Here is a 26,611-nt window from a genome sequence, read left to right as displayed (position 1 = left end):
CGTCGTGATCATGACAACGAACACCGTCCAACTGGCCTCCGTCCGCGTGATCACCGACGACCTACCGCGACTCGTCCGCTTCTACGAGGTCCTCACCGGCGCCACCCCGCAGTACCTGACCGACGACTTCGTCGAGCTGGTGACACCGTCCGCGACATTCGCGCTCAGCGCGCCGGAGCGGGTCGCTTTCATCACGGACAACCCACCGCGAGCGGCCGCCAACCGCACCGCCATCGTCGAGTTCGTCGTGGAGGACGTCGAATCCCTGCTTGCCCGCATGAAGACCGAACTCGGCGATGGCCTCGACGTCGTGCAGGCGCCCACGATGATGCCCTGGGGCAACATGTCCGTTCTGATCCGCGACCCCGAAGGGTCGCTCGTCAACCTCTACACGCCGGTCACGCCGCAGGCGCGGCAACTGCAGCAGAACCGGACACCCCAGATGCCACCGCCCACGCGGTCCTAGCTCGAGTCGCCACCGGGATCGACGATCGCCGCGGCGATCAGCTTCTGTCCCAGCGCGGCAACGACTCCGTGCAGAGCTTTCGGCTGCTCGATGACGAACGGCCGATCGAGCGCGGCCAACCTTCCCGCGACCCATTCCAGACGTTCCGCACGGACGAAAATTCTCAGCCACCGACCATTTCCGGCGACGCCGGCTACCGGTTCGACCGATGCCAGCGTCTCCGGGAACAACGCTCGCACCTGCACTGCCTCGGCGTCGACGAGCACTGACACCTCATGTCGCCCGGGACCCGCCCCGAGCGGGCCCACGACCCGCTGCACCGGGTTCAGGTCGTCCGGCACCTCGAACGTGCCCTCCAGCAGGCGCAGACCGGCGATGCGGTCCAGGCGGAACGTCCGCTCCGCCTGGCGCCCGACGTCGTGGCCGGTGAGGTAGAGCAGCCCGTGCACGGCAACGATGCCGTGCGGATGAACGGTGCGCGACCGTGCGGGTCCGTGCCGCGGCAGGTAGTCGAAGGCGATCGGACGCCGGTCCCGCGCCGCCTGCGCCAGTCCGAGAAGCACTCTCGCGCTTGCCTCCTCGCCACCCCCGGTGCGCTCGGCCTCGCCGATCCGGCCGCCGGTGAAATTCACGGTTTCGACCACTGCGTCGATCTGCCGTGCCAGGGCCGGGGGCAGTACCCGGCGGACCTTCGAGGTGGCGGCCTCCACGTCACCGATCGAGGCCGGACCGGACCCCGGCCGGCCTGTCAGCAGAAGCCCCCAGACGACCGCCAGCGCTTCCTCGTCGGTGAGCATCAACGGAGGCATCCGGTAGTGGCGCGCCAGTCGGTAGCCGCCGTAACGACCACGCACGGAATCCACCGGAATGCCGAGGTCACGCAAGTGCTCCACGTAGCGGCGCACCGTGCGTCCATCCACGTTCAGCCGCTCGGCCAGCTCGGCAGAGGTACGGGTGCCACCGGACTGCAACAACTCGAGCAACGTCAGTACCCGAGCTGTCGGCCGTGCCACGTCGCCCATCCTCGGCCCAAGAGGTCGAATAACGAGCAGACACGCCCTAGCCGCCGGCGATTCGGCTCAGGGCTCCGAAAAACACGTCCGTGATCTTGGCCGGGTCCGGGGCCACGAACGCCTGGCCGCCCGTTGCCTTGGTCAGCTGGTCCAGTTCCGCTTTGTCCGCGTCCGGGCCGATGCCCACGCCGATCAGGGGGATCGGGCGGTGGGGGTCCTGGAGCTTCGCCAGCTCGGCCAGCAGGTCCGCGCGCGCGATTCCGTGTGGGTCCTCGTTGCGGCCGTCCGTCAGGACGATCACCAGGTTGAGCCGGCCCGGCTCCCACTCGCGGCGCGCGGTGCGGTACGTGTCCAGGACGCTGTCGTACAACCCCGTTCCGCCGTTCGGGGTGGCCTTCACCTGGGCCAGCTTGTCCAGCGCACCGGTCGCCAGGTGCTGGGCCACCGACGCCATCGGCAGCAGCTCGCGGTAGTCCTTGTCGCCGTCGAGCCGCGTCGAGAACGCCAGCATCCGCAGCTGGGTCGTGGGCTTGAACAGGTGCAGCGCCTTCGCCGTCGCCTGCATCGACAGCTGCATCCGGTTCAGCCCGGTCCCCGGCACCTGCGCGTTCATCGACCCCGACACGTCGACGAGCACCTGCACCCGCGCGCTCAGGTTGATCCCGGCCCACTGGTTGAGCAGCTCGTCGACGGCTCCCGCAGCCGGCAGGTTCGCCGCCCGGAAACCGGACGTCGACACCCTCCGGTCGTCGTCGTGGTCGCGCAGCGCCTGGCCGCCCGCCGCGCGCAGGCCCGTCTTCGCGATGGCGTCCGCGCCCGCGTCGCCGAGAGCCGCTTCCCGGAGCGCCTCGATGATCGGCCGCTGCTGTGGGGTGATCCCGCCCAGCTCGGCGAACGGGTAGTCCAATGTGGGCACCGCGGTCGAGTAGACGGCGACGAGCGGCGACGTCGCGTCCTCGATGTTGTGGCGCAGCACCGAGTTCTCCGACGCGGGGAACATCGTCACCGCGGCCGTGCCGCCGGTGGCGCCCGAGCCCGGCAGCCGCGCGATCAGGTCCGTCTCCGCGCCGAGCGTGTTGGCCGAGACCCGCCGCAGCATTGCGACGTACGCGCCCGCCGGCTCGGTGGCCGCGCGGACGCTCTCCTTCAAGCCGAGCAGCGCCATCGCGCCGACCGAGTCGCGCGCCGGGTCCGACATCCCCGGGACGGCACCCTGCGCGCCCAGGACCTCCGCCCAGGTGGGCTGGTGGTCGGGCCAGCCGATGCCCTTCGCGACGTCCTCGGCGACGGCCAGCACCACCGGCGAACTGGCCATCGACGCCCCGGACTCGGGGACGTCGGCCGCGCCGAGCTGGTGGGCGCGGCGCAGCGCGAGGGTCGAGTCCGGCACCCACACCTGCGGCCGCGGGCTGCCGTCGGACAGGGCGAGCTGCTCGGCCGCGGCGGCCGCCTCCCTGGTCTGGACCTCGACGCTGCCGCAGCGGAGGTCGAGACCACGCGCCACGATCGAAAGCGCGGGCGCGATGTCGGCGGACGCGGCGACGAGGACCTTGGCGGGCTGCTCGCACGTGGGCCGGGACCGCACCGCCGAGACGGTGACCCAGGCCGCGGCCCCGAGAACGACCACGAGACCGGTCGCGAGGGCGGGCACGAGCAGCCGGCGTCGTCGTCCGTCCGGCGAGTGGCGTCCCATCGGCGCGGCCTCTCTTCGGCGAGGCGGGGTGGGGATCAAGGTTAGCGCCCGGCAATCCACCGGCTCGTGGTCCAGACGGCCTAACAGCGGCCGCTCATACCCGGGTGGGATGAGCCAGTGGCCTGAAGTGGGATGTCCGCGCCCGGCCCGCGCGCGACACTGGAGCCCGACCGCTTGGGGGTAAGCATGAAACCGACACGAGCCGACCAGCGCCGGGCACGCCGCGCCCTGCTCCGCCAGACCGCCACCATCGCCTTCGCCCTCGGGCTGGCCAAGGTGGTGCGCCGGAAAGCCATGAGGGGCCCCTCATGGACGTGAAGTCCATGCGGGGCCCCTCATGACGAAGACCGGAAGCTAGACCGGGATGACCGTCGGGACGATCATCGGGCGGCGACGGTAGGTGTCGGCCACCCAGCGGCCGACCACCCGGCGGACCGCCTGCGCGATCCGGTGCGTGTCGGTGATGCCCTCGGACTCCGTGCGCGCCAGCTCCATCTCCACCAGCGGCACGACGGCGTCGAGCGCCTTCGGGTCGTCGGAGAAGCCGCGGCCGGACACCGTCGGGGCGCTGACCGGGCGGCCCGTGCTGGAGTCCACCGCCACGCTGATCGAGATGAACCCGCCCTCGCCCAGCACCAACCGGTCGGACAGGGTCGACTCGCCGACGTCGCCGACCGAGAGGCCGTCGACGTAGACGTGCCCGACCTCGACGCGCCCGGTGCGCGAGGCCTTGCCGTCGACCAGGTCGACGACCACGCCGTCCTCGGCGATCACGACGTTGTCAGGCGCGACGCCGGTGCGGATCGCCAGCTCGCCGTTCGCGCGCAGGTGCTTCCACTCGCCGTGCACCGGCATGACGTTGCTCGGCCGGACCGCGTTGTACAGGTAGAGCAGCTCGCCCGCCGACGCGTGGCCGGACACGTGCACCTTGGCGTTGCCCTGGTGGACGACGTTCGCGCCGAGCCGGGTCAGGCCGTTGACCACGCCGAACACCGCGGTCTCGTTGCCCGGGATCATCGAGCTGGCCAGCACGACGGTGTCGCCCGCGCGGATCGAGATCTGCCGGTGCTCGCCGCGCGCCATCCGCGACAGCGCCGAGAGCGGCTCACCCTGCGAACCCGTCGAGACGAACAGGACCTTGCTCTCCGGCAGGTTGCTGGCCTGGTCGAGGTCGACGAGCAGGCCGTCCGGCACGTTGAGCAGGCCCAGCTCGGCCGCGATCCCCATGTTGCGGACCATCGACCGGCCGACGAACGCGATCCGGCGGCCGTGCCGCTGGGCGGCGTCGAGCACCTGCTGGACGCGGTGGACGTGGCTGGCGAAACAGGCCACGATCACGCGCTGGTCGACGCGGCGGATGACGTCGTCGAGGACCGGGCCGATGTCGCGCTCGGGCATGACGAACCCGGGCACCTCGGCGTTGGTCGAGTCGACGCAGAACAGGTCGACGCCCTCGTCGCCGAGCCGGGAGAAGCCGGCCAGGTCGGTGAGGCGGCCGTCGAGCGGGAGCTGGTCCAGCTTGATGTCACCGGTGTGCAGCACCACGCCCGCCGGGGTGCGGATGGCGACGGCCAGCGCGTCCGGGATGGAGTGGTTGACCGCGAAGAACTCGAGGTTGAACACGCCGACGTCGCGGCGCTCGCCCTCGCGGACCTGGATCAGCTTCGGCCGCTGCCGGTGCTCCTTGGCCTTCGCCGCGAGCAGGGCGTTGGTGAACTTCGAGCCGTAGATCGGCAGGTCCGGCCGCAAGCGCAGGAGGAACGGGACGGCACCGATGTGGTCTTCGTGCCCGTGGGTGAGCACCAGACCTTCGATGTCGTCGAGCCGGTCCTCGATCGCGCGGAAGTCGGGCAGGATCAGGTCGACGCCGGGCTGGTCGTCCTCGGGGAAGAGCACCCCGCAGTCGACGATGAGCAGCCGGCCGGCGTACTCGAAGACGGTCATGTTGCGCCCGACCTCGCCGATACCGCCCAGCGCGACGACGCGCAAGGCTCCGGCGGGCAGTGCGGGCGGGGCGTTGGTGGGGCCTGGACCGGGGGGAAGTGAGCTCACCGAGGCAGGGTCCCAACGCTGGTGTGCGAGGTCGGCGCCACGTAGGCGGCCCTCGAATCTGCTTGTGCCACCCGCTCACCATGCCAGTCCTGGGCCGCCGTGTCGCCCAGCGGCACGCCGCCCTGCCCGAGATCACCGGCGATCAGGGCCGTCTGTTCGGCCGTCGGGGCGACGATCGGGAGCCGCGGCTCGCCGGCGTCGAAGCCGCGCAGCCGCAGCGCCGCCTTGCTGAACGCGACCCCGCCGACCCGCGACATCGCGCGCAGCACCGGCAGCATGCCGCGGTGGTTGGTGCGCGCGGTGGACGTGTCGCCGTTCTCGTAGGCGTCGATCATCGCGCGGATCCGGCCCGCGACGACGTGACCGATCACACTCACCACGCCGGTGCCGCCGACGGAGATCCACGGCAGGTTCAGCCCGTCGTCACCGGAGTAGTAGGCGAGGTGGGTGTTGGCGATGACCTCGGAGCCGGCGATCAGGTCGCCCTTGGCGTCCTTGACCGCGACGATCCGCGGGTGCTCGGCCAGCCGCAGCAGCGTGTCGACCTCGATCGGCACGACCGAGCGCGGCGGGATGTCGTAGAGCATCACCGGCAGGCCGGAGCTGTCCGCGACCGCCGTGAAGTGCGCGTGCAGGCCGGCCTGGCTGGGCCGCGAGTAGTACGGGGTGACGACCAGCAGGCCGTGCGCGCCGGCCGCTTCGGCCTGCTTCGCCTGCTCGATGCTGTGCGCGGTGTTGTTGGTGCCCGCGCCGGCCACGACGGTCGCCCGGTCGCCGACGGCCTCGACCACGGCGCGGATGAGCTCCTGCTTCTCCGCGTCGCTCGTGGTCGGGCTCTCGCCGGTGGTGCCGTTGATGACGAGGCCGTCGTTCCCCAGCTCCACGAGGTGCTCGGCCAGCTCCTGCGCCCGCTTCAGGTCGAGTGCGCCTTCGGCGTCGAAGGGGGTGACCATCGCGGTGAGCACGCGCCCGAAGGGTCTTCCGGGCGCGGCGGTAGGTGGGTTGGACATGCTGAGACGGTACCCCGTCCCCCCGACGAAAACCGCGCCGACCTGGTCACGTCCGAGGAAGTGCGGAGGATTTCCGGGACCCGGCCGCTCGTCGCGGAACTTCTACTTGACCTTGGTCACGATCGGCGCGGAGATCGGTCCGCCGTCGGCCTTGGCCAGCACGCAGTAGAACTCGCGCGTCGGGTACTCACCGCTTTCGGTCGGGACGCTCTGCCACTGCGCCTGGGTCGGCACGAGCGCCCGGTACTTGAGGCCGTCGCGCTGGGTCGCGGGGACGATCGACGAGCGGAACGAGGCCGCGCAGCGGGCTTCGGCGGCCGCGGTGGTGGCGGCCAGGCCCGGGTAGCCGGCGATGGCCGCGTCGCTGTCGGACCAGCTCGCGGTGCCGATGACGTCTCCGGCGTCGTAGATCTCGAGGGTGTGGCTCTCCTTGCAGTCGCCGTCGTTCGCGTCGCTGATGACGCCGCCGTCCTGGACCGGGGCGTTGTAGCAGAGGTAGCTCGAACTGGCGTCGACCCGCATCTGCCCGCCGAGGCCGAAGGTCATCGTCGGCAGCTTCTGCTCGTCGACAGCCGGGGCCTCGAACGCCTTGCCCGCGAAGAAGCCGCCGACCAGGGCACCGACGACCGCCACGGCGGCGACCGAGATCCACAGGGCGCGGTGGTCCTTCTTCGGCGGCTGCGGTGCGACCCGCGTCATCGGGCTGACCATCGCCGTGCCGCCCGGCGGGGTCGGCCGCATGCCCTGCGCCGTCGTCAGCAGGTTCTGCGCCTGCGCCGCGGTGAGCCGCGCGTCGGGGTTGGCGACGAGCAGGCCGAGGATCGCCGCGGCGATCGGGCCCTGGCCGCGGGTCAGGTACGGGATCTCGGTCATGATCGCGTGCAGCGTCGCGGCCGTGGTCGCGCGCTCGAACGGGATCGAGCCTTCGACGGCGAAGAACAGCGTCGCGCCGAGGGACCACAGGTCGGACGCGGGCAGCGCTTCGCGGCCTTCGACGCGCTCCGGCGCCATGAACGCGGGCGAGCCGACGATCATGCCGCTCGTGGTCAGGCGCGGGTCGTCGATGGCGTGGGCGATGCCGAAGTCCGTGAGCTTCACGCGGCCGTCCGGCGCGACCAGGATGTTCGCCGGCTTGACGTCCCGGTGCACGATCCCGGCGGCGTGCGCGGCCTGCAGCGCGGCCAGGACCCGCTCCCCCATCAGCGCGGCCTGCGCGGCGGGCATCGGGCCGCGCTGCCGGACGAGGTCGGCCAGCGACGGCGCCTCGACGAGCTCCATCACGATGAACGTCGTGCCGCCGTCGGTGATGACGTCGTAGACGGTCACGACGGCGGGGTCGTTGAGCCGCCCGCCGGTGCGCACCTCGCGCAGCGCGCGCTCGGAGAAGACGGCGGCGGACTCGGCGTCGGGCAGCCGCAGCTCCTTGACGGCGACCTGCCGGCCGATGACCTGGTCCTGCGCCCGCCACACGACGCCCATGCCGCCGCGGCCGAGCTCGCCGAGGAGCGCGTAACGGCCGGCGACAACCCGCTGACCAGGCGTGACGGGCGCCTGCGGTGGGTACGGCCGAGTCTGTTCGTCGGTCACGGTGCTCCTTCTAGCGGCGGTCGCGCAGATGCTAGTCGGACCGCCGGGCGCCGCTGGGGGTTCCGCCGAATTCGTGATTATGCGGAGTTCATCGGGGTGCGGTGTACGCCTCGCCGCGGTACGGGATCCACCGGTAGCCCGGGGCGAAGTCGCTGAACGCGGCCCGCTTGCCGGTCGCGGCCCAGATGTCCTCGCTGACCACGAGACCCGGGAAGCGCGTCAGGTCGTTCTCGGCCATCAGCTCGGCGTAGGTGCGGAACTTGTCGGTGTCGACCCCCGCCAGCGCGTAGCGGTAGACCGGCGGCGCCGTGCGGAGCAGCCAGTAGAGCCGCCGCCCGGCGGCGGTCATGGCCGTCGCGTCCTCGGCGGACGCGATGCCCTTGCCGCCGGGTTCTTCGGGCGCGATCCCGCACCACCAGCCGCTGCCGCCATCGGAGAAGATGCGGGACGGGAACCCGTCGAAGTGGCGCGCGAGGTCCCGGGCGTGGGTTTCCCGCCCACCGCATTCGGCGTTGAGGGCGAAGCTCCAGGCCATGGCCGCGGCCTCCTGTTCGTGGGGCTCAGCCGGTGAAGGTGAGATAGACCAGCACCAGGTTGAGCGCGATGATCACCACCGCGATCAGCGATGCCGCGATGGTCGTCAGCCTGCGGTTGGCGTCCGCGCCCATCAGATCACGGTCCGCTGTCAGCCGGATCAGCGGTACCAGCGCGAACGGGATCCCGAACGACAGCACGACCTGCGAGACGACCAGCGCGGCACTCGGATCGGCGCCGAGGGCGAGCACGACGATCGCCGGGATCAGCGTGACGAGACGGCGCACGACCAGCGGAATCCGCTTGTGCAGCAACCCCTGCATGATCATCGCGCCCGCGTACGCGCCCACCGACGTCGACGCCAGGCCCGACGCCAGGAGGCCGATCGCGAACAGCAGTGCGATGCCCGGGCCGAGGGCCACCGCGACCGCGGCGTGCGCGCCCTCGATGCTGTCGACGCCCTCCTGGCCCTGCAGGTTGGTCGCGGCGAGCAGCAGCATGCCGAGGTTCACCGCGCCGGCCAGCAGCATCGCCAGCCCGACGTCGGCGCGGGTGGCGCGCAGCAGGCGGCGGCGGGTGGTGACGTCCGGGAGGCCGTGCCGGTCGCGGACCAGGCCGGAGTGCAGGTAGACGGCGTGGGGCATGACCGTCGCGCCCAGCATCGCGGCGGCGATGAGGACGCTGCCGGAGCCGTCGAACATCGGCACCAGCCCGCCGAGCGTGCCCGATGCCGACGGCGGCTCGACGAACAGGCTGGCCAGGAACCCGACCGCGATGACCAGCAGCAGGCCGGTGACGACGCGCTCGAACGTCCGCTGGCCGCCGCGGTCCTGGACCGCCAGCAGCGTCAGCGAGACGGCGCCGGTGACCAGGCCGCCGGCGACGAGCGGCAGGTCGAAGAGCAGGTAGAGGGCGATGGCGCCGCCGACGACCTCCGCGAGGTCGGTGGCGATGGCGACGACCTCGGCCTGCAGCCAGTAGGCGAGCCGAGCGCGCCGGGACAGCCGGGCGCGCAGGGCCTCCGGCAGCGACATCCCGCTGACCAGGCCGAGCTTCGCCGACAGGTACTGCACGAGCACGGCCATCAGGTTCGCCGCGACGATCACCCAGACCAGCAGGTAGCCGTAGCGGGCGCCGGCGCTGATGTTGGACGCGACGTTGCCCGGGTCGACGTAGGCGATCGCGGCGACGAACGCCGGGCCCAGCAGGGCCGACCCGGCGCGCAAGCGCGACGCGAGTTTCGGTCGCGCCGCCTCGGTGACCGCCATGGCGCCTGCCTCTCAAACCGGATGTCGGGGAACCCAAATCGAAGTTTAGGCGTGCCGAACTTTCGATTTCAAGGGTGACGGCTCCCACCGTCGCCCCCGGGTACCCGGAAAACGGGTCAGGAGTGGTCGACTTCGTGGCCGGATTCGCGCAGCGCCTTGACGGCGTGGCCGAGGTCGGTGGCGCGGACCAGGATGTGGTCGGTGTCGAACGTGGACATCGAGAACAGCGCGACGCCGGCCGCGGCCAGCTCCGAGGCCAGCGCGGCGATGATGCCGGTGAGCGTGAACTCGAGCGGCCCGCGGACCGAGAGCAGCCGCCAGCCGTCCTCGGACGCCGTGCCGCCGGCCGGTTCGCGCCCGGCCGGGCAGATCACGGACAGCTCTTCGGGCGTCCGGGTCACCGAGACGAACGCGGGCTCGCCGGGAGCGAGGAGCTCCGCGGGCACCGGGGCGTCGGCGGGCAGCCGGACGACCGCGTACTCACCGGGACGGACGTCGATCGCGAGGCGCTTCATCAGCCTTCGAACACCTTCGGGCTCGTAGCGATCTCGGTGCCGTCCGGCAACGTCGAGATGGTGAAGTCGGCGAACACGTTCGCCGCGGCTTTCTGCAGGTGCCGCAGGCATTCCACGGCCAGCTGCCGGATTTCGACGTCGGCGTGCTCGGTGGCGCGCATCGCGACGAAGTGCCGCCAGGCCCGGTAGTTCCCGGTGACGACGATGCGCGTCTCGGTCGCGTTCGGCAGCACGGCGCGCGCGGCCTGGCGGGCCTGCTTGCGGCGCAGCGTCGCGCTCGGGACGTCGGCGAACTTCTCCTCGAGACCGGCGAGGAGCTCGGTGTAGGCGTCGACGCTCGCCTGGGCCGCGGCGAGGAACTTCTCGTGCAGCACGGGGTCGTTCGCGATGACGTCCGGCTCGACGATCTCGGCGTCGCGCTCGGGCACGTACCGCTGGGAGAGCTGGGAGTACGAGAAGTGGCGGTGCCGGATCAGCTCGTGGGTCAGGGAACGCGAGATGCCGGTGAGGTAGAAGGTCACCGATCCGTGCTCCAGCACCGAAAGGTGGCCGACGTCCATGATGTGCTCGAGGTACCCGGCGTTGGTCGCGGTGGCGGGGTTCGGCTTCGTCCAGGACTGGTAGCAGGCACGGCCGGCGAACTCCGCGAGCGCCTCGCCGCCGTCCGCGTCGGTCGTCCACGGGACGTCCGCGGGCGGGAAGAACTCCGTCTTCGCGATCAGCTGCACCCTCGGTGACACGGTTTCGGCCACGTCCGCACTCCTTCCGCAAGCTCCCCACGCAGCCTAACCGCGTGCGGTCCCCCACTCCCGGGGGACAGGCTTCCTTGACTGACACCACGGATGACGTCATAGTGGTGTCATGGACCTGACGCCGTACATCGCCAACCTTCGCGAGGACCTCGCGAACACGGCTGCCGCCGGGGACGAGCACACCCGGCGGGCGGCCGCGCTGCTGTCTTCCGCGCTCGAACCCGCCGTCCGCCTGACGCTCATGAACGCCCTCGCCGACCTCGCCGCCGAGGTCACGGCCGCTTTGCCCGGCCAGGTGGTCGACGTGCGGCTGGACGGCCGGGACGTCCGCGTGGTCGTTTCCGGGGCCGCCGAAGAGGCGCCGCCACAGGCGACACCACGTGACACCACTCCGCCACCACCGATCGACGGCGGTGACATCTCGCGCATCACGCTGCGCCTGGTCGAGCAGATCAAGGGCCAGGCCGAGCGCGCGGCGCAGGCGCAGGGCGTCTCCCTGAACACGTTCGTCTCCCAGGCGGTGCAGGGGGCGCTCGGGCACGGCGCGCTCGGCGGCGGCGCCAAGCACCACGGCAAGGGCGAGCGGCCCGGGTCGCACCTGCACGGCTGGGTCGAAGGCTGAGGGGATCGAAGATGAGTGACGAAGAGACGACATCGGCCGAGGAAACTCCCGAGGAGTCCGGCGGCGAGCTGGTCCGGATCGACGAGTTCGAGACCGACGTCCCGCTGGAGCTGGACCTCGGCGTGACGATCGGGCGCGTCGAGGTCGTGCTGGAAGGCGACTCCGGTGCCCGCGTCGAGCTGCGGCACGACCGGGGCGAGCAGCAGCCGTGGGTGGCGGGGGTCAACAGCCTGCTGTCCTGGGTCGGCGAGCGCTTCGGCGACCAGCTGGGCGTGGACCCGTCGGGGGCGGACCCGGCCGAGGCCGTGCGGCAGAGCCGGATCGAGAAGCTGGGCAACCGCCTGGTCGTCCAGGCGCCGAAGGCGTGGCAGCTGCGCAACGTCGCGCTGTCGGTGACCGTGCGCGCCCCGGCGGGTTCGCACGTCGAGGTGCGGGCGGGCGCGGCGGACGTCACGGTGACCGGCTCGGCCGGGCGCGTCGACCTGCTGACCGGCTCCGGCGAGGTCAAGCTCGACCGCGCCGACGGCTCGGCGACGATCCGCACGGGCAGCGGCGGCATCAAGCTCGGCCCGACGCTCGGCGGGTTGCAGCTGCGCAGCGGCAGCGGCCACGTGGAGGCGTCGTCGATCGCGGGCTCGGCCACGCTGGCGACGGGCACGGGCGACGTCTGGCTGGGCGCGGTCTCGGGCGAGGTGATGGCCCGCACGGGCAGCGGCGACCTGTCGGTGGCGGACGCGGCCTCGGGCACGCTCGACCTGATCACGGGTTCGGGCGAAGTCCGCATCGGCATCCGCGGCGGCACGGCGGCGGAGGTGGACCTGACGTCGAGCGGCGGGAAGGTGTCCAGCGAGCTGGACATCGCGGACAGCGCGCCGTCGGGTGGAGTGAAGCTGAAGGTGAGGGCGAGGACGGGCTCCGGCAACGCCGTGGTGACGCGCGCGGCCGGCTGAGTAAGGGGGAACGGGTCGTTCCCGGTGGGGGCCGGGAACGACCCGTTTTTTGTGCCAGGGCGACTCCCGCGGCCGCCCGGGCAAGGGGGTGGCGTGCACTCGCCGCGCCGGGGCGGCGACCGGCTCGGCACAGCCGACCTGCGACGACGACAACAGCCGCCCCGACCTCCCACAACCGGTACTCGGGAACACCCCACCCTCGCGGCGCAAGAGCGACCGGCTCAGCACAACAGACCTCCGGCGCCGACAACAGCCGCCCCGACCGGTCGGGAACACCCCACCCTCGCGACGCAAGAGCGACCGGCTCAGCACAGCCGACCTCCGGCACCCACAACAGCCGCCCTGACCGGCCGACCACCGCCTTGCCCCTGCGGCGCGGGGCCGACCGCGTTCCTGCTGTCAGGATGGCCGCATGACCTTCGCGGGGACCGCCGACGCCGTGTACCGGACCCGGCTGCGGGGCTGCCTGCTCGGCGGCGCTCTCGGCGATGCCCTCGGCAAGCCGGTCGAACTCGAGCCATTGGCGAACATCCGGCAGCCGGTGGAGCTGGTGCCGAACGCCTACGGCGTCGCCGAGATCACCGATGACACCCAGCTCACGCTGTTCGGCCTCGAAGGGTTTCAGCGCGGCTGGGTCCGTGCCCGGGCGAAGGGCATCAGCGGCGCGCTGGGGGCGCTGGTCCGTGAGGGCTACCTGCGCTGGCTCGACACCCAGGAGCACCCGGCTCCCCCGCCCGCCGACGACGGGCACCGGACCGGGCAGCTGCGGCTGGAGCCGTGGCTCTACGCGCGGCGAGGGCCGGGGCGCGCTTGTCTTTCGGGGCTGCGGGCCTCCTTCACGCCACAGCCCTACGCCGAGCTGACTGGCCGGCCCGGGCCGGTCAACCCGGACTCCAAGGGCTGCGGGACCGTCATGCGCTCGGCGCCGTTCGGGTTCGCCGGGCGGCCGGACGGCGCCTTCGTGCTGGCGGCCAACTGTGCGCAGATCACCCACGGGCACCCGACCGCCTACTACGCCGCGGGCGCCTTCGCCGCGATGATCGCCTGTCTCTTCGAAGGCGAGTCCGTGGAAGGCGCCGTGCTGCGGTCGATGCGGTTGCTGGCCCGGTATCCCGGCCACGACGAGACGACCGCCGCCCTGTGCCGGGCGCTCGACCTCGTCGAAGCCGGCGATCCCGGGCCGGACAAGGTGGAGTCGCTCGGGAGTGGCTGGGTGGCCGAAGAGGCGCTGGCGATCGCGGTCTACGTCGCGCTGGCGCCCGTCCCGCACCTGAAGTCCGCGCTGGTCAAGGAAAAGCTTCGCCTGGCCGTGACGCACTCCGGTGACAGCGATTCGACGGGCTCGATCTGCGGCAACCTCCTCGGCGCGGCGTCAGGCGAGGAAGTCCTGCCCTACGACTGGCTCACCCGCCTCGAAGGCCGCACCACGATCACCCGGCTCGCCGACGACTTCGCCACCGAAACGGCCCAGACCGCAAGCTACTGAGCCAGCTTCTTCAACGCCGGAGCCAAATCACCTCGCGAACCCACGGCCACGCCGGACAAGCCCAGCCACGAAGCCATGTGCCGCAGCTCCGCCGCCAGCTCCGGGAGCACCCTGGCCACGTCCGCGCCCTCCTCGGCGAACGCTCCCTGGACCCTCAGCACCCCCGCCGCGCGGTCGGACTTCAGGTCCACCCGGGCCACCAGCGAGCCGTCCAGGAGGAACGGGAACACGTAGTACCCGTACACCCTCTTCGGCTCCGGGACGTAGATCTCGATGCGGTACCTGAACCCGAACAGCCGCTCCGTGCGGGCGCGCTCCCAGATCAGCGGGTCGAACGGGCACAGCAGCGCCCGGCCGGTCACCGCGCGGGGGGTGCGCGCCTCGATGTGGCGGTACGCCGTTGCCTTCCAGCCGTGGACCGCCACCGGCTCCAGGACTCCCGACTCCACCAGCTCCGACACCGCCTGACGGGCCGTGGCCGGGCCCAGGCGGTAGTAGTCGCGCAGGTCCGTTTCCGTCGCCACGCCCAGCGCTCGCGCCGACCGCTCGATCAAGCCCCGCGCGCCTTCCTCCGCCGACACCGTGCGCGACAGGATCTCCGGCGGGACCACCCGCTCGGTGAGGTCGTAGAGCCGCTCGAACGAGCGGCGCGTGCCCGTGGTCAGCTGGCCGATGCCGAACAGGTACTCGCAGACGCGCTTGACCTCCGACCGCTCCCACCACGAGCCCGGGCCGCGACGCTGCGCGTCCGCCGCCACCTCGCGCTCGATGCCGCCCGCGCCGATCGGGCCCAGCTCCTTCACCACCGACAGGATCTCTTCGACCAGGCCCGGCGACTTCTCGATCAGCGGCCCGTAGTGCTTCCACCAGCCGTCACGCTTCGCGCCCGAACGGATCAGCGGCCAGTCCTCGACCGGCAGCAAGCTCGCCTCGTGCGCCCACGTCTCGACCAGCAGCCGCGGCTGACGCGCCGAGTGCGACCACGCCGCGTCGTCCAGCAGCACGGGCTCGTACGCGCCCAGCCGCGAGAACACCGGCATGTAGTGCGCCCGGACCGCGACGTTCACCGAATCCAGCTGCAGCAGCTGGACGCGCGAAAGCACGCGTTTCAGGTGCCGCCGCGAAGCCGGACCGGACGGACGTGGGTCGGCGAAGCCCTGTGCGGCCAGGAAGGTCTTCCGGGCCGTCGTGACGCTGATCGTTTGCATGGTCCCGTCATGGTGCCACCCACCACCGACAAAAACGCGCACCGATAGTCCATCCATGCCCCCACCACCGCCCTCAACGGAGGAGCTGCGCTCCGCTGTACTAATTTCCGGGTATGAGCGACGCCGCCGTCCGTCCCGCCGACCTGTCCGACGCCGCGGAGATCGCCCGCATCCAGCGCGACACCTGGCACGCCGCCTACGAGGACCTCCTGGGCAAGAACGCGCTGGCCGAGCTGGACGCCGCCGACCTCGTCGGCACCTGGACCGAGACCATCGACCACCCGGCCAGCCAGGTCTACGTGGCCACCGAGGGCGAGTTCACCGTCGGGTTCGTCGTCGCGGGCCGGGCCCCCGAAGACGAGATCGCCGCCGCCGACGGCAGCCTGCCCGAGGACGCCGGCACCACCGGCTTCGTCGCCACCCTGCTCGTCGAGCCGCGGTGGGGACGCCGCGGGCACGCCGGACGCCTACTCGCGACGGCCGCCGCGGGCCTGCGGGCCGACGGCGCCGGCCGCGGCATCGCCTGGGTCGCCCAGGGCGACCACGCCTCCCTCGGCTTCTACCGCCGGGCCGGCTGGAACCCCGACGGCACGGTCCGCACCCTCGACACCGGCGACCGCATGGTCCGCGAGGTCCGCCTCACCGGCACGCTCGACCTCGCGCTCGCCTGAGCCGGCGTCCCGGAAGATCACCCACCGCATCACGGCGTACATGAACACGCCCTCGCACGCACCCGCGAGCACCCGTGACAGGTGGTATTCGACGCCCAGCGCCGTCAGGCCCGCGCCCACACCCAGCAAAAACGCCGCGTAATTGACAGCAATCGCGAGGATGTAAAGCACCAGCTGCTTTCCCATCGCGGCGTGGGAATGGAAGTTGAACGTCCGGTTCAGCGCGAAACTCAGCCCGAACGCGCAGACGTAGGACGCCGTGATCGCGAGCCACACGGGCCAGCCGGCCACCCCGTGGAAGACGGTCAGCAGCCCCAGGTCGACGCCGAACGTGAACCCGTTGATGAGGCAGAAGCCGAGAAACGTCGGGGCCACGATCCGCGACAGGCCCCATGGCAGCACGCGCACGATCGCCCGGCAGAGGGCGCCGAATCGGTCGGCGGGCGTTCGGGAAAGGTCGGCGGGCACCCCGTCAGCCTGGCAAGGGAAGGTGGCCGGAAGCCGTCCGGCAGGTGATCTTCTGGTACCACCCCCCTACCGCATAGGGGGGTTAACCCCAGTGACTCCAGGTTTCGAACTGATAACTTGGAAGAACACGAACGAGTGTGGGAGGTGACACGATGAGCTGGATCCTGCTGACACTGGGGGTCGCGTTCGGTTCGGCCATCGTGCCGCTGATCAACGCCGAGGTGTTCCTGATCGGGCTGTGCGCGAGCCAGCCCGGGCTGCACTGGCTGTGGCTGGGCGCGGCCGTCGCCGTGGGGCAGATCGCCGGCAAGTCGCTGTACTTCTTGGCCGCGCGCGGCACGATCAAGCTGCCGAAGTGGCTGCACGACCGCCTCCACCGCGAGCGGCCGATGACCGCGCGGCGCGTGCGCTGGGAACTGCGGACCAAGCGGATCCGCGGCTGGGTCGACCGGCTGCGCGAGCGCTGCCACCGGCACCCGCACTGGATGGCGGGAACCTACGGAGTCAGCTCCCTGGTGGGCCTGCCGCCGTTCATGGCGACGAGCGTGCTGGCCGGCGTGGTCCGCATGCGGCTCGTGACGTTCTTGACCACGGGCTTCGCCGGAAGGTGGATCCGCTTCAGTTTGATAGCCGCTTCACCCGCGGTGTTCGCGGGCTGGCTGCACCACTGAAATTTCGGAGACCAGCGCGGTCCAGGCGGCGCGGGAGACGGTGAGTTCGCCGAGGTGACGGGCTTTCGTGTCCCGCACGCCGACGGTTCCGGCGAGCAACACCTCGACACACTCAGCCTCGTTCGCGCTGTAGCTCGACTTTCGCCACGTGGACACGATGCCCCCTAACGCGCCGCCTCCCGAAGCAGGGCTTGCGAGGCGTCCTCGGATAAAGCCTTGTGGCTCAACAGCTTAACCAGCTTCTGATAGGGGGCGGTACCCGCCGAATCGTGGACAAAGCCGCTTGCGTGATAGTGCTCCAGCAGAACGATCGGGGTCGCATCAGGGAAGTCGTACAAGGTGAACATGCCGATCTTGCCCGGGTAATAGCCGATGTCCGCAGGCACGATGCGCACTGAAATGTTAGATGTAACAGCTAAGGCGAGCAGGTGGTCGATCTGGTCGGACATGATGTTCGCATCGCCGACCACCTCGCGGATCGCCAGCTCCGAGACGATCACGTTGAGGCGAACGGGATCGTGCCCGGTGAGAATCCGCTGCCGCTCCAAGCGGGCCACCAGCCGCGCATCGACATCCGCCACCTTGATGTCGGAAGCGGCCAGCAGCGCGCGGGCGTAGTCGGGAGTCTGCAGCAATCCCGGGATGATCAGCGGCGACCAGTTGGTGATCAGGCTCGCCGAGCGCTCACACTGCATGACCGCCGTGAGTGCTGCAGGAAGATCAGCGGGATTGGCATCCAGCCAGTTGGGGTCCTTGGCGTGCTTGGCCAGGAAGAGGATCCGCGTGACCGTCACCTGATCCGTCCGCAGGTAGCCGAGGATGCGCGCGACCTCCTCCACCGGCGGCACGCGCATCCCGAGTTCCCACTGGGACAACAACCGCGGATCGATCTCCAGCGCCCGCGCCAGCTCACGCAAGCCGAACTTCCGCGCCTCACGCACTTCGCGCAACGACGCGGACAACGCCCGCAAACCGGGAGAAGACGAAGTCGGTGTCATGCGGGCGATGGTACGAACACCGCGCATTTCCCGAATGAACGACAACTGTCAGCGAAATGCCACACCCGGAGGAGCAGCGCAAAACTCAGCGGTCGGCGGCTTCCAGTTCCACGGCCTTCTTCATCGTCTCGCGGGCCCGTCGCCGGTCTCCCGCGATGTCGTAGGCGTACGCCAGCTTGTACCACGCACGCCAGTTCTCCTGGTCCGCCTCGACCTCCGCGCGGCGGTCCTGGAACCACGCGTCGGCCGCGTCACGGTCCACTCGCCCCGAGGGCCGGCGCGGCAGGTCCGAGACGTCCGGCAGCGCACCTTCGGAATCCAGCCGCCGCGAGAGCCGCTGGATCTGGAGGCCGTTGCGCCAGGTCACGACCACGATCCAGATCCCCAGGATCGGCAGCAGCAGCACGCCGACCCCGAGCGCGATACCCGCGCCGGTGCCGGACGCGAACAGCGCGAACGCCCGGTCGGCGAGCAGGACCAGGTAGACGACCAGCGCCGCCGTCATCAGCAGCGCGACGTTGCGAGCCTTCACAGGTCGAGCACGTTCTCCAGGCCGACCGTCAGGCCGGGACGCGCCACCACCGTGCGCACGCCGAGCAGCACGCCCGGCATGAACGACGTCCGGTCGAGGGAGTCGTGGCGGATGGTCAGGGTCTCCCCCTCGCCGCCGAACAGGATCTCCTCGTGCGCGACCAGGCCCGGCAACCGGACCGAGTGCACGCGGACCTCCTCGACCGTCGCGCCGCGGGCGCCGTCCAGCTCGGACGTCGTCGCGTCCGGGCCCGGCGTCACGCCCGCCTCCGCGCGCGCCGCGGCGATCATCCGGGCGGTGTGCGCGGCGGTGCCGGAGGGCGCGTCGGCCTTGCGGTTGTGGTGCAGCTCGATGATCTCGGCCGAAGCGTAGAACTTCGCCGCCTGGGCCGCGAACCGCATCGCCAGAACCGCGCCAAGGGCGAAGTTCGGCGCGATCAGCACGCCCAGCGAGGGCTTCGGCTCGAGCAGGGAGCGCAGCGAAGCCAAACGGTCCTCGCTGAAACCCGTCGTGCCGACGACCGCGTGGATGTCGTGCTCCACCAGGTACTTCAGGTTGTCCATGACGGCGTCGGGGTGGGTGAAGTCGACGACGACCTGGGCCTCGGCCAGCGCCGAGAAGTCGTCGCCCGCGTCCAACGCGGCGACGACCTTCATGTCCCCGGCGCCTTCGACGGCGTTCACCACCGTCGCGCCCATCCGGCCGCGCGCACCGAGCACACCGACGTTGATGGTCATGAAGCGATCACCTCGTGCAGGTCGTCAGGAAGGTCGTCGGCGTGAGCGTACGGCCCCACGACCGCCGCCGCCGAGACCCCGCCCGGCCGGGCGAACAAAGTGCGAGCGAGCGCACACACCTCTTCGGTGGTGACGGCGTCGATGCGGGCGATCGTGTCGTCGACGCCCAGGTAGCGGCCGTAGTTGAGCTCGCTCTTGCCGATCCGCGACATCCGCGACGACGTGTCCTCCAGCCCCAGCACGAGCCCGCCGCGCAGCTGGCCCTTGGCTCGGGCGACCTCGGCGTCGGTCAGGCCGTCGACGCCGACCTTGTCGAGGATCTCGCGGATGACGCCGGCGACGTCGCCGAGCTTCTCCGGCTGGCAGCCCGCGTACACGGCCAGGTGCCCGGTGTCGGCGTAGCTCGCGACCGACGAGTACACCTGGTAGGCCAGCCCGCGCTGCTCACGGATCTCCTGGAACAACCGGGACGACATACCGCCGCCGAGCGCCGCGTTGAGCACCGACAGCGCGAAGCGGCGCTCGTCGTGGCGCGACAGCGACCGCAGGCCGAGCATGACGTGCGCCTGCTCGGTGTCGTCGGTGTGCAGGGCGAGCTTCGGGACGGTCTTGATCCGGGCCCGGCCCTCGCGCGGCGCGAGCGGCGTCGCCGAACCGGCCAGCTTGTCCCGCAACGCCTTGCGCACCAGGCGAAGCACCTGGCCGTGGTCGACGTTGCCGGCCACCGCGAGCACCATCCGCGGCAGCGTGTAGCGGCGCTTGTAGAAGCTGCGCAACGCGGCCGGAGCCATGCCGATGATCGACTTCTCGGTGCCCAGCACCGGGCGGCCCAGCGGGTGGTCGCCGAGGATCGCGCTCACGAACGTCTCGTGCAGCAGGTCTTCCGGGTCGTCGTCGCGCATCGAAATCTCTTCGAGGACGACGCTGCGTTCCATGTCCATGTCGCGGTCGGTGCAGAGCGCCTCGAACACGACGTCGGTGACCAGGTCCACGGCGAGCGGGAGGTCGGCGTCGAGCACCTGCGCGTAGTAGCAGGTGTGCTCCTTCGCCGTGAAGGCGTTGAACTCGCCGCCGACGGCGTCGATCTCCTCGGCGATCTGCGTGGCGTCGCGGTTCTTCGTGCCCTTGAACAGCAGGTGCTCGAGGTAGTGCGCGGCACCGGCGACGGCGTCCGGCTCGTCACGGGAGCCGATGCCCACCCACAGCCCGACCGTGGCCGAGCGCGACGCCGGGACGTGCTCGGTGATCACGCGCAGACCGCCGGGCAGGACGCTGCGCTTGACGACCGCACCGTCCGGAGTGGACTCCAGCGTGCGGGTGGTACCGACGGGCTGCTCGTGCCCGGAAACCTGCCGTGCCATGGGATCCTTACTCACGATGCCGCGAAGGCCCCCTGCCGCCGAGGTCGTGAGTGAGAAACAGTGTTCTAACCCTGTTTCTCACTCACGACCCGCACCGAGCGGATCAGGAGGCCTTCAGCGGAACTGGTCTTACTTGGCGTCGGCCGTCTCGGCGTCGGCGGCGGGCGCCGGGGCCGCGGCAGCGTCGTCTTCCTGAACGACGATCAGGCTGATCTTGCCGCGGTTGTCGATGTCGGCGATCTCGACGCGGAGCTTGTCGCCCACGTTGACGACGTCCTCGACCTTGGCGATCCGCTTGCCGTTGCCCAGCTTGGAGATGTGCACCAGGCCGTCCTTGCCCGGCAGCAGCGAGACGAACGCGCCGAACGCGGCCGTCTTCACCACGGTGCCGAGGAAGCGCTCGCCGACCTTGGGCAGCTGCGGGTTGGCGATGGCGTTGATCAGGTCGATCGCCGCCTCCGCCGACGGGCCGTCGGCCGCGCCCACGTAGATCGTGCCGTCGTCCTCGATGGAGATGTCGGCACCGGTCTGCTCGGTGATCGAGTTGATCATCTTGCCCTTCGGGCCGATGACCTCGCCGATCTTGTCCACCGGGATCTTCACGCTGGTGACGCGCGGCGAGTACGGGCTCATCTCGTCCGGGCCGTCGATCGCCTCGGCGATGACCTCCAGGATGGTGAGGCGAGCGTCCTTCGCCTGCTTCAGCGCGGCGGCGAGCACCTCGGAGGGGATGCCGTCGAGCTTCGTGTCCAGCTGCAGGGCGGTGATGATGTCCTTGGTGCCGGCGACCTTGAAGTCCATGTCGCCCATGGCGTCTTCGGCACCGAGGATGTCGGTCAGCGCGACGTAGCGGGTCTCGCCGTCGACCTCGTCGGAGATGAGGCCCATCGCGATGCCCGCGACCGGCGCCTTCAGCGGCACGCCGGCGTTGTACAGGCCCATCGTGGACGCGCAGACCGAGCCCATCGAGGTCGAGCCGTTGGAGCCCAGCGCCTCGGAGACCTGGCGGATCGCGTACGGGAACTCGTCACGCTTCGGCAGCACCGGCACGAGGGCGCGCTCGGCGAGCATGCCGTGGCCGATTTCGCGGCGCTTCGGCGAACCGACGCGGCCGGTCTCGCCGGTGGAGAACGGCGGGAAGTTGTAGTGGTGCATGTAGCGCTTGTGCGTCTCCGGGGACAGCGAGTCGATCTGCTGCTCCAGGCGAAGCATGTTCAGCGTGGTGACGCCCAGGATCTGGGTTTCGCCGCGCTCGAACAGCGCCGAACCGTGCGCCCGCGGGATCACGGCGACCTCGGCCGCGAGCGACCGGATGTCGGTGAGGCCACGGCCGTCCATGCGGATCTTGTCCGTGAGGACGCGCTTGCGCATGACCTTCTTGGACAGCGCCTTGAACGCGGCGCCGATCTCCTTCTCGCGGCCTTCGAAGGCTTCGCCCTCGCCGACGCCGACCTTCTCCAGGACGGCGGCCTTGACCTCGTCGGTCGCGGCGTCACGGGCCTGCTTGCCGGGGATCTGCAGCGCGTTCGCCAGGTCGTCGGTCGCGATCGCGGCGACGGCGTCGAAGGCGTCCTGCTGGTAGGGCAGGAAGACCGGGAACTCGCCGGTCGGCTTGGCGGCGACGTCGGCCAGCTTCTGCTGGGCCTCGCACAGCACCTTGATGAACGGCTTGGCCGCTTCGAGGCCCTCGGCGACCGAGACCTCGTCCGGCGCCTTGCCGCCGTCGGCGATCAGGTCGAGCGTGTGCTCGGTGCCCTCGGCCTCGACCATCATGATGGCGACGTCGTCACCGACGATGCGGCCGGCGACGACCATGTTGAAGGTCGCCTTCTCGAGCTGCGACCAGGTCGGGAACGCGACCCACTGGTCCTCGATCAGGGCGACGCGCACGCCGCCGACCGGGCCCGAGAACGGCAGGCCGGCGATCTGGGTCGACGCCGACGCGGCGTTGATGGCCAGCACGTCGTACGGGTCGTCCGGGTTGAGGCTCTGGACGGTGATGACGACCTGGATCTCGTTGCGGAGACCGTCGGTGAACGACGGGCGCAGCGGCCGGTCGATCAGGCGGCAGGTCAGGATCGCGTCGGTCGAGGGACGGCCCTCGCGACGGAAGAACGCGCCGGGGATGCGGCCGGCCGCGTACATGCGCTCCTCGACGTCCACCGTCAGGGGGAAGAAGTCGAAGTGGTCCTTCGGGTGCTTCGACGCGGTCGTCGCCGAGAGCAGCATGGTCTCTTCGTCGAGGTACGCGACGACGGCGCCGGCAGCCTGCTTGGCCAGGCGGCCCGTCTCGAAACGAACGGTGCGAGTGCCGAACTTGCCGTTGTCGATCACGGCTTCGGTCTCGTGCACGGTGACTCCGGTGGAGTCGGTCATAGATGTTTCTCCTCTTTGGTTCCTTCAGTCGGCGCGAGTCTCCCACCCTGGGACCCGTTTCGCTTGAGGACGCTCGAGGAGTGATGCCGGTCTTCGATCGAAGCCCCCGGGACTCTTCCCGGAAGCCACTACCGAGGACCGGCGGACGGGTTCCCCGTGCGCGCTCGCGCCGTTCGGTCTTGCTGCACCGAGGGGGAGCAGCCATCGGCCACTCCCCCTCGGTTTGAAGCTATCGGCGCAGGCCGAGGCGCTGGATCAGCGCACGGTAACGCTCGATGTCCACCTTCATCACGTAGTTCAGCAGCCGGCGGCGACGGCCGACCAGCAGCAGGAGCCCGCGACGCGAGTGGTGGTCGTGCTTGTGAGCCTTGAGGTGCTCGGTGAGGCCGACGATCCGCTTGGTCAGCAGCGCGACCTGGGCCTCGGGGGATCCCGTGTCCGAGTCGTGCACGCCGTACTCGGCCAGGATCGACTTCTTGTCTTCGGTGGACAGCGCCACTTGTGTTGCTCCTCGAAATAATCAGTGCCGTGCGGCCCCGGACGCGGATGCACGCCGGGAAGTCGGTCACGGCCGCCACGGACTGCAGCCGGACCCGCTCGTGAGGTTACCAGTCACCCCGGCAGGCCTTCTGAGCAGGGCCTTCAGCCGGAGAGCCCGAACGCGCGGGCGACCCGGTAGCGGGTTCCGCCCGGTTCGCGCTCGCTGGTCATCAGCACCGCTTCGGTGGCTTTCCAGCTCCGGCTGGTGAAAGTCGACAGACCTTCTTCCCAACGCCCGGCGAGCCCCGGTTCTTCCCGGGGGAACCGCGCCAGCGTGAGGTGGGGCACGTACGGCCTCGCCTCGGCACCGGCCCCCGCGGCGAGCGCGAGCGGCGTCAGGTCCGGGCCGGCAACAGTCAACCACAGCACCCCGGGGAACGTCGCGGCCTTTTCCAGCCGCACGTCGACGGCGGGCCGCCCGGCCAGCCGCTCCGCCAGCCAGGCGGCGCGGGTGCCCACGTCGTCCGGCCCGTAGTAGGCGAGGGTGACGTGCCAGCGCTCCGGCGGCTCCCAGCGCAGGCCCTCCCCGGGGTCACCGAGCGCTTCGGCGACGGCTTCGACGACGTCGTCCGGCGGGACGAGCGCGCTGAACAGGGCCGGCATCAGGCGCCGTGGCCCGCCCGACGCAGCAGGTCGGCGATGGCCGGGAACTCGTCGTCGAGCCGTTTGGCGGCCTCGCTCAGGTCCTCGTCCTCGGCCAGGTCGCGCAGGTAGGTGAGGACCTTCTGGTCTTCGTTGACCACCGGGATGTTGTCGCGGCCGACGGTGGGCCGGGAGTCGCGGACGTCCTCCATCGCGGCCAGCATCGCGTCGCGGTTGCCCGCGGCGACCTCGGGCACCAGGATCTTGCGCTCGAGCATGATCATCCTGGCCAGCACGACCGGGTTGCCGATCTTCGCCCGCCGCCCGCTCATCACCTGGCTGAGCATGGGGGCGCTGATCCCGAGGACCTCGGCCAGGAACGCCTGCGAAACGTCGAACGCCACGACGAGCCGGCGGACCCGATCGCCCAGAGGTTCGCCGTACCACTCTCGCTGCAGCGCGATGTTCCGCTGGACGATCTTGTGGTCCTCCACCAGTTCCGCTCCCCTAAACCACTCGGCCCGCTACCTGCGCACACCGTCCGTGAGCATCTTGCCACCGCTGTCACGCGCGTGAACGCGAAACCGCCCTATTCGCCCCCGGTCGGGGCGTCCGAGGGCAGCTCCAGTGCCTTTCTCGTCTCGATCACGTCGTCGTCGATCTGGGTGACCAGCCCGGCCGAGTCGGCGAACCGGACCTGGTCGCGCAGCCGCGTCACGAAGTCGATCGCCACGTGCTGGCCGTAGAAGTCCTCGTCGACGTCGAGGACGAACGCCTCGACGGTCCGCTCGCGCCCCGAGAACGTCGGGTTCGTGCCCACCGAGACGGCGGCGCGCAACCGGCGCGAGGGGTCGGCCGAGCGGGTGAACCAGGCGCTGTAGACACCGTCGGCGGGAACGGCGGCGAAGCGCGGCGTCGACAGGTTCGCCGTCGGGTAGCCGAGCTCGTGGCCCCGGCCGTCACCGCGGACGACGATGCCCTCCAGGCGGTGCGGGCGGCCCAGCGCCTCGGCCGCGGCGACGACGTCGCCCGCGTCGATGCACGACCGGACGTAGGTGCTCGAGAACGTGATCGCCGACTGGTCCTCTTCGGACAGTTCTTTGCCCTGCAGTTCGGCGCCGTACGCGGCGAAACCGAACCGGCGGCCGAGGGTGCGCAGCAGCGCGACGTCGCCCGCGGCCTTGGCGCCGAAGGTGAAGTTGTCGCCGACGATCACCGCGGCCGCGTGCAGCCGGTCGACGAGCACCTCGTGCACGAACTCCTCCGGCTGCAGCCGGGACAGCTCCAGGGTGAAGGGCAGCACGCAGAAGACGTCGATGCCGAGGCCTTCGACGATCTCCGCCTTGCGCCGCAACGTGGTCAGCTGCGCGGGGTGGCTCCCGGGGCGCAGCACCTCCGACGGGTGCGGGTCGAACGTCAGCATGACGCTCGGCAGCCCGCGTTCGGCCGCCGCGGCCACGGTCCGGCCGACCAGCTCCTGGTGCCCGCGGTGGACACCGTCGAACACGCCGATGGTGACCACGCACCGGCCCCAGCCGCCGGGGAGATCCCCCAGCCCACGCCACCGCAGCACGTCGAACTCCCGTCTCTCACCCGCCACCCTAGGCGGGCAGCAACACGACCACTGCCCGGGACACGCCTTCTTCGTCGGCGGCCAGGGCGAGCACCCGGCCGTCGGGCCCGAAGAGCCCGTAGGTGCCCTCGACGCCGACGGCCGGGATGCGCTGGCCGTGGCGGACCGCCTTCGCCGACGCCGCGTCCAGATCGCGGCGCGGGAAGGCGGCGGCGACCGCGGCGTCGAGGTCCAGGCTCAGCTCGGGCGTCTCTTCGAGCCGGTCGAGGGTCTTCGCCTTCGCCAGGGTGAAGGGGCCGACCGTGGTGCGCCTCAGCGCCTTCAGGTGGCCGCCGACGCCGAGGTCCGCGCCGAGGTCGCGGGCCAGCGCGCGGACGTAGGTGCCCGACGAGCACTCGACGACGGCGTCGACCTCGACGTGGTCCTCCTCGTGGCGGACGCCGAGGACGTCGAAGCGGTAGACGGTGACCGGGCGCGGCGGGAGGACGACGTCCTCGCCGGCGCGGACGCGGGCGTACGCGCGCTTGCCGTCGATCTTGACCGCGCTCACCGCGCTGGGCACCTGCTGGATGGCGCCGGTCAGCTTCTCGACGCCGTTCGCGATGGCGTCGTCGGTGACGTCCTTCGTTTCGGCCGTGCCGAGGATCTCGCCCTCGGCGTCGTCGGTCGTCGTGCTGCTGCCGAGGCTGAGCGTGGCCAGGTAGGTCTTGCGGTCCAGCGCCAGGTGGCCGAGCAGCTTGGTGGCGCGCTCGATGCCGAGCACCAGCACGCCGGTCGCCATCGGGTCGAGCGTGCCGGCGTGCCCGACCTTGCGGGTGCCCATGATGCGGCGGGCGCGGGCGACGACGTCGTGCGACGTCATGCCGGCGGGCTTGTCGACGATCACGAGACCGGGCGGCGGGGCGGGACGGCGGGGCGGTTTGGGGCTCGACACGCGGCAAACCCT

At 71.0% G+C, this 26,611-nt stretch carries 28 protein-coding genes and 1 pseudogene; 7 read left to right on the top strand and 22 right to left on the bottom strand.

Annotation, left to right across the window (positions count from 1 at the left end; translation table 11 throughout):
* The first annotated feature begins 10 nt into the window (after window positions 1–10).
* A complete protein-coding gene (locus AA23TX_RS29170; RefSeq protein ID WP_230862755.1) occupies window positions 11–466 on the top strand; it encodes a VOC family protein in 456 nt (151 codons plus the stop codon).
* Here the strand turns inward: AA23TX_RS29170 and AA23TX_RS29165 are convergent.
* Both AA23TX_RS29165 and AA23TX_RS29160 read right to left on the bottom strand, forming a co-directional pair.
* On the bottom strand, window positions 463–1,479 hold the full coding sequence (locus AA23TX_RS29165; protein WP_155545984.1) for a helix-turn-helix transcriptional regulator: 1,017 nt from the start codon (window positions 1,477–1,479) through the stop codon (window positions 463–465). The genes AA23TX_RS29170 and AA23TX_RS29165 overlap by 4 nt on opposite strands.
* Window positions 1,480–1,525: 46 nt before the next feature.
* Window positions 1,526–3,172, bottom strand: a complete 1,647-nt coding sequence (locus AA23TX_RS29160) for a VWA domain-containing protein (RefSeq protein ID WP_196425579.1) — start codon at window positions 3,170–3,172, stop codon at window positions 1,526–1,528.
* A 186-nt stretch (window positions 3,173–3,358) separates the two neighbouring features.
* Between AA23TX_RS29160 and AA23TX_RS50810 the strand changes: the two genes are divergently transcribed.
* Complete coding sequence (locus AA23TX_RS50810) at window positions 3,359–3,490, top strand: hypothetical protein (protein ID WP_277875425.1); 132 nt, start codon at window positions 3,359–3,361, stop codon at window positions 3,488–3,490.
* 36 nt (window positions 3,491–3,526) lie between these two features.
* Here the strand turns inward: AA23TX_RS50810 and AA23TX_RS29155 are convergent, their stop codons facing one another.
* From AA23TX_RS29155 to thyX, 7 genes are all read right to left on the bottom strand, one after another.
* Entirely contained in the window at window positions 3,527–5,224 is a 1,698-nt protein-coding gene (locus AA23TX_RS29155) for a ribonuclease J (RefSeq protein WP_196425578.1), read from the bottom strand.
* The gene (dapA, locus tag AA23TX_RS29150; RefSeq protein ID WP_155545983.1) at window positions 5,221–6,234 is read right to left on the bottom strand and encodes a 4-hydroxy-tetrahydrodipicolinate synthase; all 1,014 of its coding nucleotides are present in this window, start codon (window positions 6,232–6,234) and stop codon (window positions 5,221–5,223) included. Before dapA ends, AA23TX_RS29155 begins: the two co-directional genes overlap by 4 nt.
* A gap of 102 nt (window positions 6,235–6,336) precedes the next feature.
* Window positions 6,337–7,821: a serine/threonine-protein kinase gene (locus tag AA23TX_RS29145; RefSeq protein WP_155545982.1), complete on the bottom strand. Its 1,485-nt coding sequence runs from the start codon at window positions 7,819–7,821 to the stop codon at window positions 6,337–6,339.
* Between the two features lie 88 nt (window positions 7,822–7,909).
* A complete protein-coding gene (locus AA23TX_RS29140; protein ID WP_155545981.1) occupies window positions 7,910–8,356 on the bottom strand; it encodes a hypothetical protein in 447 nt (148 codons plus the stop codon).
* Window positions 8,357–8,381: 25 nt separating this feature from the next.
* Complete coding sequence (locus AA23TX_RS29135; RefSeq protein ID WP_155545980.1) at window positions 8,382–9,623, bottom strand: Nramp family divalent metal transporter; 1,242 nt, start codon at window positions 9,621–9,623, stop codon at window positions 8,382–8,384.
* A 116-nt stretch (window positions 9,624–9,739) separates the two neighbouring features.
* Window positions 9,740–10,138 carry an ACT domain-containing protein gene (locus tag AA23TX_RS29130; protein ID WP_155545979.1) on the bottom strand — a complete coding sequence of 133 codons (399 nt, stop codon included), beginning with the start codon at window positions 10,136–10,138 and terminating at the stop codon, window positions 9,740–9,742.
* On the bottom strand, window positions 10,138–10,890 hold the full coding sequence (gene thyX / locus AA23TX_RS29125) for an FAD-dependent thymidylate synthase (RefSeq protein WP_155545978.1): 753 nt from the start codon (window positions 10,888–10,890) through the stop codon (window positions 10,138–10,140). Before thyX ends, AA23TX_RS29130 begins: the two co-directional genes overlap by 1 nt.
* A gap of 109 nt (window positions 10,891–10,999) precedes the next feature.
* On the opposite strand from thyX, the gene AA23TX_RS29120 reads away from it, so the two are divergent.
* The 3 genes from AA23TX_RS29120 to AA23TX_RS29110 all read left to right on the top strand — a co-directional run bounded on the left by AA23TX_RS29120 (window position 11,000) and on the right by AA23TX_RS29110 (window position 13,948).
* The gene (locus AA23TX_RS29120) at window positions 11,000–11,512 is read left to right on the top strand and encodes a toxin-antitoxin system HicB family antitoxin (protein ID WP_155545977.1); all 513 of its coding nucleotides are present in this window, start codon (window positions 11,000–11,002) and stop codon (window positions 11,510–11,512) included.
* An 11-nt stretch (window positions 11,513–11,523) separates the two neighbouring features.
* Window positions 11,524–12,462 carry a DUF4097 family beta strand repeat-containing protein gene (locus AA23TX_RS29115; protein WP_155545976.1) on the top strand — a complete coding sequence of 313 codons (939 nt, stop codon included), beginning with the start codon at window positions 11,524–11,526 and terminating at the stop codon, window positions 12,460–12,462.
* A 412-nt stretch (window positions 12,463–12,874) separates the two neighbouring features.
* Entirely contained in the window at window positions 12,875–13,948 is a 1,074-nt protein-coding gene (locus AA23TX_RS29110) for an ADP-ribosylglycohydrolase family protein (RefSeq protein ID WP_155545975.1), read from the top strand.
* Here AA23TX_RS29110 and AA23TX_RS29105 read toward each other — a convergent pair.
* Window positions 13,942–15,156, bottom strand: a complete 1,215-nt coding sequence (locus AA23TX_RS29105; RefSeq protein ID WP_155545974.1) for a winged helix-turn-helix domain-containing protein — start codon at window positions 15,154–15,156, stop codon at window positions 13,942–13,944. The genes AA23TX_RS29110 and AA23TX_RS29105 overlap by 7 nt on opposite strands.
* Before the next feature lie 113 nt (window positions 15,157–15,269).
* Between AA23TX_RS29105 and AA23TX_RS50320 the strand changes: the two genes are divergently transcribed.
* Window positions 15,270–15,827: a GNAT family N-acetyltransferase gene (locus AA23TX_RS50320; RefSeq protein ID WP_155545973.1), complete on the top strand. Its 558-nt coding sequence runs from the start codon at window positions 15,270–15,272 to the stop codon at window positions 15,825–15,827.
* A gap of 24 nt (window positions 15,828–15,851) precedes the next feature.
* On the opposite strand, the pseudogene AA23TX_RS50315 reads toward AA23TX_RS50320, so the two are convergent.
* Window positions 15,852–16,202 (bottom strand): annotated as a pseudogene (locus AA23TX_RS50315) (GtrA family protein); the annotation flags it as partial.
* 245 nt (window positions 16,203–16,447) lie between these two features.
* On the opposite strand from AA23TX_RS50315, the gene AA23TX_RS29090 reads away from it, so the two are divergent.
* On the top strand, window positions 16,448–16,966 hold the full coding sequence (locus AA23TX_RS29090; protein WP_155545972.1) for a YqaA family protein: 519 nt from the start codon (window positions 16,448–16,450) through the stop codon (window positions 16,964–16,966).
* On the opposite strand, the gene AA23TX_RS29085 is transcribed toward AA23TX_RS29090, so the two are convergent.
* The 11 genes from AA23TX_RS29085 to truB all read right to left on the bottom strand — a co-directional run bounded on the left by AA23TX_RS29085 (window position 16,931) and on the right by truB (window position 26,599).
* Window positions 16,931–17,122: a DUF397 domain-containing protein gene (locus AA23TX_RS29085; protein ID WP_338422517.1), complete on the bottom strand. Its 192-nt coding sequence runs from the start codon at window positions 17,120–17,122 to the stop codon at window positions 16,931–16,933. The genes AA23TX_RS29090 and AA23TX_RS29085 overlap by 36 nt on opposite strands.
* An 8-nt stretch (window positions 17,123–17,130) precedes the next feature.
* The gene (locus tag AA23TX_RS29080; RefSeq protein ID WP_196425577.1) at window positions 17,131–17,964 is read right to left on the bottom strand and encodes a Scr1 family TA system antitoxin-like transcriptional regulator; all 834 of its coding nucleotides are present in this window, start codon (window positions 17,962–17,964) and stop codon (window positions 17,131–17,133) included.
* 85 nt (window positions 17,965–18,049) lie between these two features.
* The gene (locus AA23TX_RS29075; protein WP_196425576.1) at window positions 18,050–18,496 is read right to left on the bottom strand and encodes a tetratricopeptide repeat protein; all 447 of its coding nucleotides are present in this window, start codon (window positions 18,494–18,496) and stop codon (window positions 18,050–18,052) included.
* Complete coding sequence (dapB, locus tag AA23TX_RS29070) at window positions 18,493–19,233, bottom strand: 4-hydroxy-tetrahydrodipicolinate reductase (protein WP_155545971.1); 741 nt, start codon at window positions 19,231–19,233, stop codon at window positions 18,493–18,495. The genes AA23TX_RS29075 and dapB overlap by 4 nt, the downstream gene beginning before the upstream one ends.
* Window positions 19,230–20,594, bottom strand: coding sequence for a M16 family metallopeptidase (locus AA23TX_RS29065; RefSeq protein WP_155545970.1), 1,365 nt, complete (start codon window positions 20,592–20,594; stop codon window positions 19,230–19,232). Before AA23TX_RS29065 ends, dapB begins: the two co-directional genes overlap by 4 nt.
* A gap of 129 nt (window positions 20,595–20,723) precedes the next feature.
* On the bottom strand, window positions 20,724–22,970 hold the full coding sequence (locus AA23TX_RS29060) for a polyribonucleotide nucleotidyltransferase (RefSeq protein ID WP_155545969.1): 2,247 nt from the start codon (window positions 22,968–22,970) through the stop codon (window positions 20,724–20,726).
* 229 nt (window positions 22,971–23,199) lie between these two features.
* On the bottom strand, window positions 23,200–23,469 hold the full coding sequence (gene rpsO / locus AA23TX_RS29055; RefSeq protein WP_155545968.1) for a 30S ribosomal protein S15: 270 nt from the start codon (window positions 23,467–23,469) through the stop codon (window positions 23,200–23,202).
* Window positions 23,470–23,612: 143 nt separating this feature from the next.
* The gene (locus AA23TX_RS29050; protein ID WP_155545967.1) at window positions 23,613–24,113 is read right to left on the bottom strand and encodes a 2'-5' RNA ligase family protein; all 501 of its coding nucleotides are present in this window, start codon (window positions 24,111–24,113) and stop codon (window positions 23,613–23,615) included.
* Window positions 24,113–24,586 carry a helix-turn-helix domain-containing protein gene (locus AA23TX_RS29045; RefSeq protein ID WP_155545966.1) on the bottom strand — a complete coding sequence of 158 codons (474 nt, stop codon included), beginning with the start codon at window positions 24,584–24,586 and terminating at the stop codon, window positions 24,113–24,115. The genes AA23TX_RS29050 and AA23TX_RS29045 overlap by 1 nt, the downstream gene beginning before the upstream one ends.
* A gap of 95 nt (window positions 24,587–24,681) precedes the next feature.
* Window positions 24,682–25,665 (bottom strand): bifunctional riboflavin kinase/FAD synthetase, encoded by a 984-nt coding sequence (locus AA23TX_RS29040; protein ID WP_196425575.1) that lies wholly within the window; start codon window positions 25,663–25,665, stop codon window positions 24,682–24,684.
* 28 nt (window positions 25,666–25,693) lie between these two features.
* Window positions 25,694–26,599 carry a tRNA pseudouridine(55) synthase TruB gene (gene truB / locus AA23TX_RS29035; RefSeq protein WP_155545965.1) on the bottom strand — a complete coding sequence of 302 codons (906 nt, stop codon included), beginning with the start codon at window positions 26,597–26,599 and terminating at the stop codon, window positions 25,694–25,696.
* Window positions 26,600–26,611: the final 12 nt, after the last annotated feature.

It is taken from the genome of Amycolatopsis camponoti (assembly GCF_902497555.1).
Lineage (GTDB): Bacteria > Actinomycetota > Actinomycetes > Mycobacteriales > Pseudonocardiaceae > Amycolatopsis > Amycolatopsis camponoti.
The sequence above is the reverse complement of the archived record's forward strand: the minus strand, read 5'-3'. Positions and strand labels throughout refer to the sequence as shown.

Coding starts and splice junctions, on each gene's coding strand:
- AA23TX_RS29170 (WP_230862755.1), top strand. CDS start 11: ATGACAACGAACACCGTCCAACTGGCCTCCGTCCGCGTGATCACCGAC.
- AA23TX_RS29160 (WP_196425579.1), bottom strand. CDS start 3,172: ATGGGACGCCACTCGCCGGACGGACGACGACGCCGGCTGCTCGTGCCC.
- AA23TX_RS50810 (WP_277875425.1), top strand. CDS start 3,359: ATGAAACCGACACGAGCCGACCAGCGCCGGGCACGCCGCGCCCTGCTC.
- dapA (WP_155545983.1), bottom strand. CDS start 6,234: ATGTCCAACCCACCTACCGCCGCGCCCGGAAGACCCTTCGGGCGCGTG.
- AA23TX_RS29140 (WP_155545981.1), bottom strand. CDS start 8,356: ATGGCCTGGAGCTTCGCCCTCAACGCCGAATGCGGTGGGCGGGAAACC.
- AA23TX_RS29135 (WP_155545980.1), bottom strand. CDS start 9,623: ATGGCGGTCACCGAGGCGGCGCGACCGAAACTCGCGTCGCGCTTGCGC.
- AA23TX_RS29130 (WP_155545979.1), bottom strand. CDS start 10,138: ATGAAGCGCCTCGCGATCGACGTCCGTCCCGGTGAGTACGCGGTCGTC.
- AA23TX_RS29120 (WP_155545977.1), top strand. CDS start 11,000: ATGGACCTGACGCCGTACATCGCCAACCTTCGCGAGGACCTCGCGAAC.
- AA23TX_RS29115 (WP_155545976.1), top strand. CDS start 11,524: ATGAGTGACGAAGAGACGACATCGGCCGAGGAAACTCCCGAGGAGTCC.
- AA23TX_RS29110 (WP_155545975.1), top strand. CDS start 12,875: ATGACCTTCGCGGGGACCGCCGACGCCGTGTACCGGACCCGGCTGCGG.
- AA23TX_RS29105 (WP_155545974.1), bottom strand. CDS start 15,156: ATGCAAACGATCAGCGTCACGACGGCCCGGAAGACCTTCCTGGCCGCA.
- AA23TX_RS50320 (WP_155545973.1), top strand. CDS start 15,270: ATGAGCGACGCCGCCGTCCGTCCCGCCGACCTGTCCGACGCCGCGGAG.
- AA23TX_RS29090 (WP_155545972.1), top strand. CDS start 16,448: ATGAGCTGGATCCTGCTGACACTGGGGGTCGCGTTCGGTTCGGCCATC.
- AA23TX_RS29080 (WP_196425577.1), bottom strand. CDS start 17,964: ATGACACCGACTTCGTCTTCTCCCGGTTTGCGGGCGTTGTCCGCGTCG.
- dapB (WP_155545971.1), bottom strand. CDS start 19,233: ATGACCATCAACGTCGGTGTGCTCGGTGCGCGCGGCCGGATGGGCGCG.
- AA23TX_RS29065 (WP_155545970.1), bottom strand. CDS start 20,594: ATGGCACGGCAGGTTTCCGGGCACGAGCAGCCCGTCGGTACCACCCGC.
- AA23TX_RS29060 (WP_155545969.1), bottom strand. CDS start 22,970: ATGACCGACTCCACCGGAGTCACCGTGCACGAGACCGAAGCCGTGATC.
- AA23TX_RS29050 (WP_155545967.1), bottom strand. CDS start 24,113: ATGCCGGCCCTGTTCAGCGCGCTCGTCCCGCCGGACGACGTCGTCGAA.